General features: G+C 61.6%; 12 protein-coding genes. 4 read left to right on the plus strand and 8 right to left on the minus strand.

The window, feature by feature from the left end; translation table 11 throughout:
• Positions 1–49: 49 nt before the first annotated feature.
• The 8 genes from V5A20_RS09770 to glpK form a co-directional block, all read right to left on the minus strand.
• Positions 50–1,114: a hypothetical protein gene (locus V5A20_RS09770; RefSeq protein ID WP_332327232.1), complete on the minus strand. Its 1,065-nt coding sequence runs from the start codon at positions 1,112–1,114 to the stop codon at positions 50–52.
• Positions 1,115–1,457: 343 nt separating this feature from the next.
• Positions 1,458–3,293 (minus strand): ABC transporter substrate-binding protein, encoded by a 1,836-nt coding sequence (locus V5A20_RS09775; RefSeq protein ID WP_332327233.1) that lies wholly within the window; start codon positions 3,291–3,293, stop codon positions 1,458–1,460.
• A gap of 266 nt (positions 3,294–3,559) precedes the next feature.
• The gene (locus V5A20_RS09780) at positions 3,560–3,850 is read right to left on the minus strand and encodes a DUF2160 domain-containing protein (protein ID WP_332314988.1); all 291 of its coding nucleotides are present in this window, start codon (positions 3,848–3,850) and stop codon (positions 3,560–3,562) included.
• Positions 3,851–3,903: 53 nt separating this feature from the next.
• A complete protein-coding gene (locus V5A20_RS09785; protein ID WP_332327234.1) occupies positions 3,904–4,698 on the minus strand; it encodes a carbohydrate ABC transporter permease in 795 nt (264 codons plus the stop codon).
• Entirely contained in the window at positions 4,695–5,561 is an 867-nt protein-coding gene (locus tag V5A20_RS09790) for a carbohydrate ABC transporter permease (protein ID WP_332314990.1), read from the minus strand. Before V5A20_RS09790 ends, V5A20_RS09785 begins: the two co-directional genes overlap by 4 nt.
• 44 nt (positions 5,562–5,605) lie before the next feature.
• The gene (locus V5A20_RS09795; protein WP_332314991.1) at positions 5,606–6,724 is read right to left on the minus strand and encodes an ABC transporter ATP-binding protein; all 1,119 of its coding nucleotides are present in this window, start codon (positions 6,722–6,724) and stop codon (positions 5,606–5,608) included.
• Positions 6,725–6,739: 15 nt separating this feature from the next.
• Positions 6,740–7,852 (minus strand): ABC transporter ATP-binding protein, encoded by a 1,113-nt coding sequence (locus tag V5A20_RS09800; protein ID WP_332314992.1) that lies wholly within the window; start codon positions 7,850–7,852, stop codon positions 6,740–6,742.
• Between the two features lie 60 nt (positions 7,853–7,912).
• The gene (gene glpK, locus V5A20_RS09805) at positions 7,913–9,493 is read right to left on the minus strand and encodes a glycerol kinase GlpK (protein ID WP_332327235.1); all 1,581 of its coding nucleotides are present in this window, start codon (positions 9,491–9,493) and stop codon (positions 7,913–7,915) included.
• Between the two features lie 434 nt (positions 9,494–9,927).
• Between glpK and V5A20_RS09810 the strand changes: the two genes are divergently transcribed.
• From V5A20_RS09810 to V5A20_RS09825, 4 genes are all read left to right on the plus strand, one after another.
• The gene (locus V5A20_RS09810) at positions 9,928–10,833 is read left to right on the plus strand and encodes a helix-turn-helix transcriptional regulator (RefSeq protein ID WP_332314994.1); all 906 of its coding nucleotides are present in this window, start codon (positions 9,928–9,930) and stop codon (positions 10,831–10,833) included.
• Between the two features lie 85 nt (positions 10,834–10,918).
• Positions 10,919–11,944, plus strand: coding sequence for an NAD(P)H-dependent glycerol-3-phosphate dehydrogenase (locus V5A20_RS09815; protein ID WP_332327236.1), 1,026 nt, complete (start codon positions 10,919–10,921; stop codon positions 11,942–11,944).
• Positions 11,945–12,008: 64 nt separating this feature from the next.
• On the plus strand, positions 12,009–13,079 hold the full coding sequence (gene fbp / locus V5A20_RS09820; protein WP_332314996.1) for a class 1 fructose-bisphosphatase: 1,071 nt from the start codon (positions 12,009–12,011) through the stop codon (positions 13,077–13,079).
• Positions 13,080–13,142: 63 nt separating this feature from the next.
• Positions 13,143–13,925 (plus strand): hypothetical protein, encoded by a 783-nt coding sequence (locus V5A20_RS09825; RefSeq protein WP_332314997.1) that lies wholly within the window; start codon positions 13,143–13,145, stop codon positions 13,923–13,925.
• The last annotated feature ends 218 nt before the right edge of the window (positions 13,926–14,143 follow it).

Here is a 14,143-nt window from a genome sequence, read left to right on the forward strand (position 1 = left end):
AGCGTGTTCATCGCACTCAGTGTGCTCATCTATGCACCGCTCGTGTCCGTTAGAAGTTGAACGAGAGCTCCGTCAGGACGCCGCCGAAGTTGTCGGCGTCGGCCGGGCGGGTGATTCCCGTATCCCCGTGACTCTGGGTCACGCCTTCGACCTTAAGGAGCGCACGGTCAAAGATCATCCAGCCGATCCCGCCCTGAAAGCGAGTCAGGGTTTCATCCGGGTCGCCCGAGAGGTCATCACTCTGGTCGTTTACAACGGTGAAGCGACCGGCGAGGTAGAAATTCTCCGAAACATTTACCTTCGCACCGACGCCGCCAAAGACAGCCGTGGCGTCTACGTCACTGTCGTTGGCGAATCCACCCCAGAGATCAATGTCGAGGGGATCCGGGGTGATCTTTGCGTCGGCCTGCGCGATCACACCTCCGGCCGGAAGTGCGGCGTGCGTGTTACGGGCAGAGATCGCCTGACCGGGAAGGTTCAGGTTGTAGTTCTCACCGTCCCCTTGTGCAAACACGATTCCCTGCTCACCGGACTGAAAGGCCAAGCCTGCCCCGACCTGAAAGATTTCGTCTTCTGTGCCGGTGTATCGGACTTTCCCGATGTAATTCAGGCCGGTTCCTCTGTTGCTGGCGTCTCCCGGTGCACTGAGGACCTCTCCAAACCCTTTGTTCACCGTCAGGTCGAAGCCAAACTCCTCAAACGAGCCGATCAGCTTCACGCCCTGTCCAGCGGTGATGTTGTCCGCCGGCGAATTTCCGATCAGCGGATTACCCTGCACCGCAGGGCCGTCGGAAAAGCCACGGAAGTTCAGCAGGCCCGTCACCGGGGTTCCTGCCTGCAACGTGACCCCATCGTTGACCTGCAGGTTCATGACGAAGAAGTCGACCTGCGGCTGGAACTGACTGGCGCCTGACGCGCTGCCAAAGTCGTTCGGCTCGCTCTCGAGCATCACCAGTCCACTCACGTTCTCGGAGAACTGTACGCTGGCGTTCAATCCAGCACGAGCGGCATGAAAGCCGGACGCGGTGTTGTCGAGGCCGTCAATTGAGAGGACCTGCGCCGACTGCATCATGTTGACACTGAAGTCAATCTCCGGCAGTTCGCCGTCCTCCATTTGGGCTTGTGCGGGGACGGCCGTGCCCACGAGAAGCAGAAGCGCGAAGAGGCTCGCGGTTAGCCATTGAAAGGTGTTAGATAGAGTGCGCGAAATCGTAAACTGAGACATAGAGAGTGTTGGGGGTTGGTCCGTGATTCGTGTAAACAGGCGCAGTGGAGCGCCTCGCAATGAGGGCTGAAGCGCGCCTGGCTGCTAGGGGTCTCTCCGCAAAGAAGCGATTTATCCCTCAGAGAGACACGTAGAACTGTGCATCGCAACGCCGGGAAGGCCCCGGCCGCAGCTCGAGCCAGCGGCTCGTGGTTGACACTGCGGCCGGGACAGGCTCCGGCTGGAGGAAAGACTACTCGCTTTCCCACTGCTTGAGAAGTTCATCGTACGGCACGGTTTCCGGCTCTTCCGGGGGCCGTTCGGCCTTTGGCGCACCCGGCTGGTTGAGCCAGTACTCCCGGGAACGCTCTTCGTTGAGCTCCGGCGAGTACTGAGACATCCGCAGGCGGTCCATCAGCGAGTTCTGGATGCTTGCGAGATCATCCATCGCCTGCTTGACGGTCTTCTCACCGGTCACGGCGCTGGCCACCTGCTTCCACCACTGCTCGGCCAGAAGCGGGTAGTGGGGCACGTTCGGTCCTGAGTCCGTCCACTGGTCCTCCACGGGGGAGGTGTAGAAGGAAATCAGGCCGCCGAGGTCGCCCTCGCGCTCTTGCCAGTACTCGGAGTTGACCGTGGAGCTGCGGACGGGCGTCCGGCCCACGTTAAACTTGTTCAGCGACACCGTCTTGGAGGAGGCAAACTGGGCCCACATCCAGGACGCGTGTCGCTTGTCGCCGGTCGTCTGCTTCGGAATGGTCCAGCTGCCGGCGTCCTGGTAGCCGACCTTCATGCCTTCGTCCCAGTAGCGGCCGTGGGGTGTGGGGGCCACGCGCCACTTCGGGTTGCCTTCGTCGTCCGTCACGGCCGACTCCGGCGAGGTGAAGGGCTCGGCCGAGAGGAAGGTGATGTACTGGAAGACACGCTGCGCCACGCTGCCGCGAGAGGGCACGGGGCCGGCCTCCGACCAGCTCATCGACTGGGCGTAGGGCGGGGCGTAGTCGTTCAGCCAGTCCACGTACTTCTGGGTGGCGTAGTAGGCCGCCGGGCCATTGGTGGCGCCGCCGCGATCCACCGACGAGCCGACCGGAATTCGGTCCTCGACCCGAATGCCCCATTCATCGACGGGACGGCCGTTCGGAAGGCCCTGGTCTCCGGCGCCCGCGATCGACAGCCAGGCGTCCGTAAAGCGCCAGCCGAGCGAGGGGCCGCGCCGACCGTAGTCCATGTGGCCGTACACGCCGTCTGTCTCGGCCCCAACGTCGGAGGGGGAGACCGACTCGGTGAAGAACTCGGCGATGTCTTCGTAGGCGGCCCAGTTGCGCGGCACGCCCAGCTCGTACCCGTACTCGTTGCGGAACTGCTCCTTCAGGTCCGGGTCGGTGAACCAGTCATAGCGGAACCAATACAGGTTCGCGAACTGCTGGTCGGGAAGCTGGAGCTGCTCTCCCTCAAAGTTTTGTCCGAACTCCGGATTCATCCAGTCGTCGAGGTCGAGCGTCGGGTTCGTAAATTCGCTTCCTTCGCCGTTCATGTAATCGGTGAGGTTCACCGCGCTCTGGAGGCGGATGTGCGTCCCGATGAGGTCGGCGTCGTTGACGTAAATGTCGTAGACGCTCCGGCCGGACGCGAGCTGCGTCTGCAGCTTCTCCACCAGGTCGCCCTCCCCGATGATGTTGTGCGTCACGTTGATGCCCGTGATCTCGGCAAAGGCCTCGGCGAGCGTCTCCGATTCCCAGGTGTGTGTCTTAATCGTCTCGGCGACCGACTCGACATCGGTCCCACGAAGCGATTCGGCGTTCTCCGCGAACCACATCAGCTCGTCGATTTGCTCCCGGAGGGTAAGCACCGACGGCTGAAACTCGAAGGCCCATTTCACGGCGGCCCGTTTGCGGTCGTTCATGGGGCCGTACTCGCTCTGGGCATACTCCCGGGCTTCCTCCCGCGTGATGTCGGGGTAGTTGGGTTCGTCCGGGAAGTCCTGCGCCTGGGCGGGGGTGAGAGGTTGGAAGAGAAGGGCTGCGACGCAGAGGGCCACTGGGATCAGCCAGGGGCGGTGCGCCACATAGGATTGGTAAGGGGTGCTCATAACAAAGCCACCGTTGGTAGTGAAAAAAGGTATCGAGAACGATCAAGCGTAAAAGAACAGGAGACGTCCCCCGCGGAGACGGTCTGGGGAACGGTGCAAGCGCTTCCGTGGCCGAGCGAGACAATCGCGGCTGCTCGCATGGATACACCGAGAATGATAGGAAGCGCTTTTTTTCATCGATAGTCTAATCTTCCAAGAAAATGATTCCATCTTCCCAAAGTGCCGGCTCCCGGGTTTGAGGTCTTTCGGAGCCGGGGCCTACCGCGTTAGAAAAAGTTGATGGTGCCGATGATGGAAAGCGCCCCCAGCACGAGCACGCTCCACACGGCCGTCGTGCCGACAAAGTACATCCAGAGACAGAAGATGCATCCCGTAATCAGCAGGCCCATGAAGAACCGGTCTCCCCGGGTGGTCTCAATGGGGAGGAGGCCCTGGCGCGCCCATCCGGGGGCTTTCATGTCCCAGATTGTCAGTGCAAAGAGCAGCAGAATGATCGACCCGAGGAAGAGGAGGGTTGAGATCGTCCAGTTCATCCAGTCGGGCGGAAGAGAAAGCATGGCGGCAGCGCGGTCAAATGAAGCAGGAGAGGGATTGGGCATCGGCCAAGGGCCTACACGCGGCCCATGGAGAAGCCAGTGGCGAGCAGGTCACGGACGAGGTACACGATGATGGCGCCCGGGATCATGGCGATGACGCCCGCCGCAGCCAGCACGCCCCAGTCCCAGCCGCCGGCGCCGAGGCTCCGGGTGAGGGTCACCGTAATGGGCTGGGCGGCCTCATTTGTAAGAGTACGGGCGAGCAGCAGCTCGACCCACGAGAACATGAATGTCAAAAATGCGGTCACTGCGATGCCGGGCTTGATCAACGGGAGGAAGATATTCCAGCAGAAGCTGGTGAAGCTGTGCCCGTCGATGAAGGCCATCTCGTCGATCTCTTTCGGGATGCCGGACATGAAGCCCTCCAAGATCCAGATGGCCAGCGGCAGGTTGAACAGGCAGTGCGCCAGCGCGACCGCCCAGTAGGTGTCGATCAGGTTCAGGTTCGAGTAGAGGATAAAGAACGGCACCATGAAGGCCGCGGGGGGGGCCATCCGGTTCGTCAAGAACCAGAAGAACAGGTGCTTGTCGCCCCGAAAGCTCCACCGCGAGAAGGCGTAGGCCGCGGGGAGGGCTGCGATGGTCACAAACACCACGTTCATGGAGGCCATGATAATGGAGTTGATGTACCCGGCCCGCCAAAACTCCGAGGTCAGGATCTCCTCATAGTTCGCGAGCGTGAACTCGTGCGGGTAGAGCGTCAGCCGACTCAGAATCTCGGAGTTCGGCTTAAACGACATGTTGACCATCCAGTAGATTGGTATTAAAAGAAATACCAAAAACAGGATGAGGTAATATCTCTTGTTCATTGGTCACCACCTGCGCCTTGTCCAAGATTAAGCATGACGATGTAGATCACGAAGGAGATAAGGATCACGATGAAGAAGTAGATCAGCGACGTCGCCGCGCCTCTTCCCATCTGAAATCCCCCAATGGCCATTCGTGAGGTGTACGTGCTGAGGAAGGTTGTAGAGCTCCCCGGGCCGCCGCCCGTGAGCACGAACGGTTCGGCGTAGATCTTAAACGAGTCCATGAGCCGCAGCAGGACGGCGATAATGAGGACGCCCCGCAGGTTTGGCAGCGTGACGTACCGGAATGTCTTCCACGGGGAGGCCCGGTCGATTTTGGCCGCCATGTAGTACTCTTCGGGGATGGCCTGAATGCCCGCGTAGCAGATGAGGACCACCAGTGGGGTCCAGTGCCAGATGTCCATCGCGAGGACGGTCCACCAGGCGTCGATGGTTGAGCTACTGACGCTATACGTGTACCCGAACCAGTCGAATGCGGCGGGGAGGACCCCAATGTCCGACCGGGTGAACACGCGCCAGATGATGCCAACGACATTCCATGGAATCAGCAGCGGAATGCCCAGGAGCACCAGGCTGAAGCCAACCCCTGGGCCCTCTTTGGGCATGGCCATCGCGAGGCCCAGCCCGAGCGGGATTTCCGTGATGAGCACAAGGAAGCTGAAGATGACTTGTCGTCCCAGTGCATCCCGAAAGGCCTCGTCTTCCAGGACGGCGACGAAGTTCTCCAGTCCCGAAAAGTAGGGCTCAGTGCCCGGCAGGAGGGTGAGCTGGGAGTAGTTCATGACCGTGATGAGCGGGATAAAGGCACTGATCGAAACCAGGAGCAGTGCCGGCAGCAGAAAGAGCCAGGGGCGTTGTTTCATCGGTGTAGGAGGGTCCTAACGGAAAGTGCGGAAGGGACGCCTACTCACGAGGCGTGCACGGCCTGTTTCTCGTGGAAGAACTGGATCGTGCCGGGGGGGAAGCTGAGCCAGATTGACGCGCCTTCTTCGATCATGAAGTCGTGCGCCACCCGAGCCTTTACTTCCACGTCGGTATCGTCGAGGCAGGTCGTCAGGATCTGGTAGCCCCCCACCATCTCCACCTGATCCACCGTCGCGGGAATGTAGTGGGTGTCTTCTTTGGGGTCGGCCACCTGGACCGTTACCGAACTGGGGCGGATGCCGATCTGGCAGTCCGTCCAGTTCAGGTCGATCTCGGAATGGATGTCCTCGGACACGGAGATTTCGTGAGGCCCAATCTGCGCGTGGGGCGCGCCGTTCGTCTGCGTCAGCCCGCAGTCGAGGAGGTTCATCCCGGGGCTCCCGATAAAGTGGCCGATGAAGGTGTTGACCGGGTTCTCGTACAGGTTCTCGCCGGTGTCGTACTGCACGAGGTGTCCGTCTCGCATGATGGCCACCTGCTCGGCGAAGGTGAGGGCCTCGTGCTGGTCGTGGGTCACGTACAGCGCCGTGATCTCGAACTCTTGCTGGGCCTCCTTCACGCGGCGGCGGATGGTGAGCTTCCGGGCGGGCTCCACGTCCGTCATCGGTTCGTCGAAGAGGATCGCGGAGGTGTCCGCACGAATGATGCCGCGCCCGAGGGCGACCAGCTGGTTGAGCTCGGGGCCGAGGTTGGACGGACTGCTGTGCAGAATGTCGTTCAGCTCCAAGAGGTCGGCAATTTTCTGGATGCGCTCCTCAATTTCGGCCTCCGGCACCCCGCCGTTTCGCAGGGGAAAGGCGAGGTTGCCGTAAACGTCCATCGAGTCGTAGATGACCGGGAACTGGAACACCTGCGCAATGTCGCGCTCCGACGGAGGCTTGTCGGTCACGTCCTCGCCGTCGATGAGCACCTGTCCCTCGGTGGGCTGTAGCAGTCCGGAGATGATCTGGAGGAGGGTGGTCTTCCCACATCCAGACGGGCCCAGCAGCGCGTTGGCGGTGCCGTCTTGCAGCGTCAGGTTTACCTGGTCGACGGCCACCGTTTCGTCCGCGGTGCCCTGGTCGTAGACGTGTCGTATGTCACGCACTTCGATTTCAGCCATGTACCAGCGTCGGCGTTATGAGAAGGAGGGAATACTGCTGCCCGTGGCGATCAGGTCGCCCGCCTCGGGATCGTAGACGTAGAACTTCTGAGGGTCAAGCGCAAACGAGATGGACGTGCCGGTATCCAAGTGCACCGGGTCCGGGTGCAGCGCGTAGATCTCCCGTCCCTGAAAGTTCATGTGCAAGGTGCTGGTGGACCCGACTGTCTCCACGAACGAGAGGGCGGGGGAGATGGACGCCTCGCCGTTTTCCGACAGGCGCATGTCCTGGGGCCGAAAGCCGAGCAGGTAATCCTCGCCGGGCGAGAGAGAGTCGAAGCCAGTGGCCGGAATCCGCGTGTCTTCGTCGACTTCAAAGTAGCGGTCGGTGGACGTCGACTCCTGGACGAGCGTCACCGGCACGATGTTCATGGGCGGCTCCCCCAGGTACTCGGCGACGGGGAGGTAGCGGGGCCGGTAGTAGATCTCGTCCCGCAGCGCCTTCTGAATGATCTTGCCGTCGTGCAAAAACCCGATGTGCGTCGACATGGCCAGCGCGTCGCCGGCCTGCGGGGTCGCATAGATGACCGTCGTGTCCTGCTCGGAGAAGAGACGCTCGAAGTCGCCGCGCAGCTGCTCGCGCAGCTTGTAGTCGAGGTTGGCCAGGGGCTCATCCATGAAGAGGTAGTCGGGCTCCTTAATGAGGGCCCGAGAGATGGCCGTTCGCTGCGCCTCCCCGCCGCTGACCTCCTCCGGGAGGTTGTTGAGAATGTGATCGATTTTCAGCATTTCGGCGGTCTCCTGCACCCGCCGCTCGATTTCCTCCGCCGAATAGTTCTCGTCGCTGACCTGCAGGGGGGAGGCGAGGTTCTCGCGGACGGTGAGGGAGGGGTAGTTGATGAACTCCTGGTAGACCATCCCGACGCTCCGGTCCTGAACGGCCACGTCGGACATCTCCGTCCCGTCGTAGTAGACGGTGCCTGCGTCGGCGGACTCGATGCCGGCCAGGATGCGGAGCAGGGTGGTCTTGCCGGCGCCCGTGGGGGCCACCACACTGAAGAAGCTCCGGTCGGTGATGTCTATGGTGATCCCGTCCAGGACCTTTTCGGTCCCAAACGACTTGTGGAGATTTTCGACACGAATGCCCATGGGGCAGATCAATGGGATTCTGAAAGAGAGCGTCCGCGACGGCGAGAACCCAGGAAGCGGCTACGAGGCAGCCGCGGATTCCTCGCCCGCGAAGGCGTTCGAGGAACCGTTTGTGGAGGCGTCGGAGGGATGGGGAGAGGCTTCGCTGGAGTCCGGGTCCTCCCAGGCCCGGGCCCGATCCAGCGCTTTCGACCAGCCCTCCCGGAGGGTCTGGACGCGCTCATCGGGCATTGAGGGGGTAAACATCTGGTCCAGTTCCCACTGGTCCTGAATTTCGGATTGACTGTTCCAGAAGCCGACGGCAAGGCCGGCGAGGTAGGCCGCCCCGAGGGCTGTGGTCTCCAGGATTTTGGGGCGGACCACCGGAATGTCGAGGATGTCGGACTGAAACTGGAGGAGGAGGTCGTTGGCCGCCGCCCCGCCATCAGCGCCCAGCTCCGTCGTCTCGATGCCGGAGTCCGCCTCCATCGCGTCGATCACGTCGGCCACCTGATAGGCCATGCTCTCGATCGCTGCCCGGGCGAGGTGGCCGCGGTTTGCGCCCCGGGTGAGGCCACTGATTGTGCCTCGGGCGTACTGGTCCCAGTAGGGGGCGCCCAGGCCCGTAAAGGCCGGAACGAAGTAGACCCCGCCGTTGTCGTCGACCGATCGTGCGAGCCGCTCCACCTCGGAGGCCTCGCGGATCATCTTGAGCTCGTCCCGGAGCCACTGCACCACCGCCCCGGCGATAAAGATCGATCCCTCCAGGGCATAGTAGGTGGTGTCGTCGATCTGATAAGCGATCGTGGTGAGCAGGTTGTGCTCGGAGGTGACGGCCGTCTCGCCGGTATTCTGGAGGAGGAAAGCCCCCGTGCCGTATGTGTTTTTGCCGAGGCCGGGGCTCGTGCACATCTGTCCAAACAGGGCGGCCTGCTGATCCCCGGCGATGCCCGCAATCGGAACTTCGTCGTCAAATGGGCCGCTTTGGGTCATTCCGTACACGTCGCTGCTGTCCCGTACCTCGGGAAGCAGGGAGGGAGGGATGTCCAAGAGATCAAGGAGCTCCTCGTCCCACTCGCCCTCGTGAATGTTGTACAGAAGCGTTCGGGAGGCGTTGGTGGCGTCGGTGATGTGCTGCTTCCCGTTCGTCATGCGCCAGACGAGCCAGCTGTCGACCGTGCCGAAGGCCAGCTCGCCGTTCTCAGCCCGCTTGCGGGCCCCGTCCACATTGTCCAGCAGCCATTTAATTTTCGTCCCGGAAAAGTAGGCATCGATGATCAGGCCCGTCTTTTCCTGGATGAGATCCAGATGGCCTCGGTCTTTGAGCCGGTCGCAGAGGCCCGAGGTCCGCCGATCCTGCCAGACGATGGCGTTGTGAATCGGAGCGCCCGTGGCACGGTCCCAGACGATGGTCGTCTCCCGCTGGTTGGTGATGCCAATGGCGGCCAGGTCCTGGGCCTCAACGTTGGCCCGGCTCATGGCCTCAGAAGCGGTCCCCATCTGGGTGGACCAAATCTCGTTCGCGTCGTGCTCCACCCAGCCGGGCTGGGGATAGTGCTGCTCGAACTCTTTCTGGGCAACCGTCTGCACCTGTCCCTGGGCGTCGAAAAGGATGGATCGGGAGCTCGTCGTACCCTGGTCGAGCGCAAGGATGTACTGCATCGAGTCGATGGGATCTTTGAAAGTCTGTGGGGGGACGGGAGCACAGGGCTGAGCACCGTGCTGTCTCCCCATCCCGTACGTTCAAGCTCCACAGGGGGGCTGGAAGGGCTTTCGTCTCGGCGGGGGCTGGGCCGTTACACCCAGGCTCATTCGCCGCCGACGTTTCTACTTCGTCGCAAATGCAGTATAGGAAGCGCTTTTTCGGGTCGGTAGTGAGATCTTCCGAGAAAATGCTTCCATCTTCCCAAATCAGCTTCGCCCCTGGCTTTTGTCCGTTGCAGACTGCTACTTTTTCTGCTGTATTTGTAAGACTTCGTCACTACTTTTGCAAACAGACAGGTCCACTGGTTTGAAGAGATAGACGTCGCCCATTCGGGTTCTCCACCGTCCGTTTGGTGCTCGCAGCCCCGCCCACCCGATCCGATCTACGGCCCATGTCCCGGTCTACTCGTCCAACGCCTTACGGAGAGACGTTCGACTCCTTGACGCAGTACCGGTCGGGCGTAGGAGGCGACGAGACCCGGCTCTCCTTTTACGTCGTAGAAGAGGCGGCGCGGCGTGTGTCCTTGCGGGCCCCGCACCTGACCTACTACGGCCTGGTGGATGGGGAGGCGAAGGTGGACGTGGAAGAGGATGATGTGCTGACCGTAGGGGCGGGCGAATCGCTCGTGGTTCCGCCTCTGCAAACCATTACCGTTGACTTCCCGGCGGCGGGCGAGTCCCCGGCCCAGTACGTGGTCCTTCGGGTGGACCGGTCGCGGGTCCGCTCCCTCCTTGACCGCATCGCCAGCGGTGCAATGTCGGTGCGTCAGGGATGGACGCGGGACGAGCGCTCGTACTGCCACGTCGACGAAACGGAGGGCATTGCCCGCGTCTTAAACATGCTTGCGTATCTGTTTCGGGAGGATCCCCCAAACCGTGATCGCCTGATCGACCTGAACGCGATGGAACTGCTCATCCAGATGCTTCAGACCCCGTCGCGCCCCCTTCTGATCGGCGATTTTTCGCGCAGCACCTCCACCGGCGGTCTCGCTGCGGCCGTGCAGTACATCCAGGACAATCTCGACCGACACATTTCTATTGATGAGTTGGTGGAGGAGGCGTACATGAGCAAGTCCAGTTTCTACCGCCACTTCAGCGACGAATTCGACATGTCTCCCCTGGAGTACATTACGCGGGAGCGGGTGGTCCGGGCCCGGGAACTGCTGGCGGACCCGGACAACACCGTGACCAATGTGAGCCATGCCCTGGGCTTTAGCAGCACGAGCCACTTCATCGACATGTTCAAAGAGCACGAGGGCGTGACGCCGAAGCAGTATCAAATGGACCTCCAGGATTAATTTTTTTGCGTATAGCAGGAAGCGCTTCCGCCGTCCCTCGGTTTCGGGGGGCGCTCTGACCACACCCTTTGTCCCCGTTCGTTTTATGTCTGCCATTACGCTGTTCGGAGCCGGAAGCTGGGGCACAGCCTTGTCGGTGCATCTCGCCTCGGCTGGGCGTGACGTTGTGCTGTGGGCGCGCCGCCCCGAGGTGGCCGAGGAAATTCGTCGGACCTCCCACAACCCCACCTACCTGCCTGAGCTTTTGATTCCGTCCTCCGTGTACATTACCACCGACCTGCAGACCGCTGCGGAGGCGTCTAACTTGTGGGGCATGGCCCTTCCGTCTCAGAAGCTGCGGTCGCGGGCTGAGGCTCTGCGGCCGTATGTGCACGACGAGGTGCGCATGGTGGCCTTGTCGAAGGGCATCGAGAATGAGACGTTGCTCACTATGTCGCAGGTCCTCGACGACGTCTTCGACATGGTGTCGTCCGACCAGATCGGCGTCTTGTACGGCCCGAGTCACGCCGAAGAGGTGGCCGAGGGGCGCCCCACGGCGGTCGTGGCGGCGGCGCCCGGGGTGGCGGAGGCCAAGCACATCCAAAAGGCGTTTATGACCGAGCGCCTCCGCGTGTACGTAAACACGGATGTGCTCGGCGTGGAAATTGGGGGATCCGCCAAAAATGTGCTGGCGATCGCGGCGGGGATCGCCGATGGCGTGAGCTACGGCGACAATGCCAAGGCGGCCCTCGTCACGCGGGGGCTGGCTGAGATTCGGCGGTTGGGACAAGCCCTCGGGGCCGACCCGCAAACGTTCGCCGGCCTCGCGGGCATTGGGGACCTCGTGGTGACCTGCATGAGTCAGCACAGCCGCAACCGGTACCTGGGCGAGCAGATTAGCTTAGGGAAAAGCCTCGACACGGTGCTCAACGAAATGGCGATGGTCGCGGAGGGGGTGCGATCGACGCGGGCGGTGTACAACCTGGCGAAGCATCATGGTGTGGAGATGCCCATCACCGAGGCCGTTCATGCCATTCTCTTTGACGACAAGAGCCCCCGCAAGATGGTGAAGCGCCTCATGACACGCTCGGCCAAGCACGAAAACTGGCTTCCGACCACCCTGGAGCAGTAGGTCGGCTCGTCCCTCCATCAGTGCCGGTGCACCCACGTCCTTTTTCCCACAGTCCGTTCGTCTCATGTCGCACGCTTCGTCGGCTGACCAGGCGTCTCCCGGGACCCTGGAGTCGGTCATGACGCTCGAGCAGTTCATTCTTGACCGCCGTGAGCGTTTTCCGCAGTCCACGGGGGCATTCTCGCGACTCTTGCGCGACGTGAGCGTGGCGGCCAAGATCATCAACCACAACATCCGGCGGGCTGGGATTCTCGACGTGGTGGGCGAAACCGGCACCGTGAATGTGCAAGATGAGCGCCAGAAGAAGCTGGATGAAATTGCCGATCGGGAGCTCGAGCGGGCACTACGCCGGGGCGGGGAGTGCTGCTTGATCGGGTCCGAGGAGCAGCCGGATACGATCCCACTCTCCCCTCAGGGCAATTTTCAGGAGCGGTTCGCAGTGTTCTTCGACCCGCTCGACGGATCGAGCAATACAGACGTAAATGCGTCGGTGGGGACGATTTTTAGTGTCTACACGCTCCCCGAAGATGTCGACGAAAAGGCCTCCCTCGACGTGACCCTTCGGCCCGGGTCTGAGCAAGTCGCGGCCGGCTACGTGGCCTACGGCTCGTCCACCATGTTTGTCTTCACGACGGGCAACGGTGTCAACGGCTTTACCCTGGATCCGGGCATCGGCGAGTTTTTGCTGACCCACCCCAACCTCCAGATTCCGGAGGCGCGGGCGATGTACTCGATCAACGAGGCCGACATCGAGGACTTCTCGCCGGAGCTCCGCTCGTTTCTGAAATGGCTCAAAACAAAAGACCCGGAGACCGGGCACCGCATCCGCGCCCGATACATCGGCTCGTTTGTGTCCGATTTCCATCGGAATTTGCTGACGGGCGGGCTGTACATGTATCCCGCGACGGTGGACCACCCCAAGGGCAAACTGCGCCTCATGTACGAGGCCAATCCCATGGCCTTCTTGGTCGAGCAGGCCGGCGGCCAGGCCTCCACGGGACATCAGCGCATTCTTGATCTCCATCCTGACAATCTACACCAGCGCACCCCACTGTTCATCGGCAGTTCGCCGCTGGTGGAAGCCGCTGAGGCATACCTCCAGGGGCGAGAGGAGGACATCCCTGACCTGCCTTGAACGTCCCCCCGGATGGACTGTTAAGCATGATCCCCATCGCTCCGCGTCCTGTGTTTGTCAATCATGTCGACCCCGACCCCGAACGCGTCGGATCCTTCCCACATGCCGGTGGAGAAGATGCGTCGTCCTCAAGAATTTGACCGGTCGTTCGAAGGCTGGTCGGAGGACGCCTTCGCACTGCTGGACCGGCTCCGCGCGGAGCCGCACATCGAACAGTACAAGCAGGAGAAACCCGGGGTCACAAACGACTTGAAAGACCCGTTTCGCCGCTACCGGGACGACCTCGTGGTGAACTGGGTGCTTCCCAACCGGCTCGGGTTCGAGACCGAAAAGCACGTCTTCAGCCGCCTGCTCAAAAACGATTTCGGTGCCGGCGGCTGCCACGACAACCTCTGGATGTCGTTTTATCGTCCAGAGACGCGCCGCCTAGAGGACGTGCAGATCACACACCGCATCTCGCCCGATGGGTTTGCGGTGGGCATCTATGTTGGCGCCTACGCCACGGACCTGTTGTCGCAGGCCAAGTCCCGCATCCGCGATGCCCCCGCGACCTATCTCGATCTGGTAAATCCGTTATTGCAGACAAAAAACTGGCGGTTTCAGACTCATGGCGGGTCGAGCAAGGGCAAATCGGAAGAAGCCTACGACGCGCCCCTGGATGCGGTGCCCGAAGGTGTATCAGTCGCGGATGGAATCCACGTACGGCACTACATTGACCGTGCGGAGACGCTCGATCTGGGCCCCAAACTGGTCGACCGGGCCCTTGATCTGGTTTTCGACGTGTGGCCGATTTATCGGTTCTACCTGGCGGAGCGAGCAGGGGAAAAGGATGCTGCTGGGAGGTAGGAGGGACGCGGGGGGTTCGTGTCGTGCGTTTCGTATTGCGTATTTCGTATCGGGCAAGAAATCAGTCCCACTTACGCACTACGCAATACGGCTGCGGCTGAAGCACATCCGGTGATCGTTGCTCCGTTCCTCTCGTATCCTGTTCTCGCAGAGATTCTCGTACAGAAACGCTTCCCCATGTCTAGCCTCGTCCAGACCACCACCGACGGCCCTGTCCA

Origin of the sequence: Salinibacter sp., assembly GCF_036626415.1 — a bacterium.
In the GTDB taxonomy this organism is placed as follows: Bacteria; Bacteroidota; Rhodothermia; order Rhodothermales; family Salinibacteraceae; genus Salinibacter.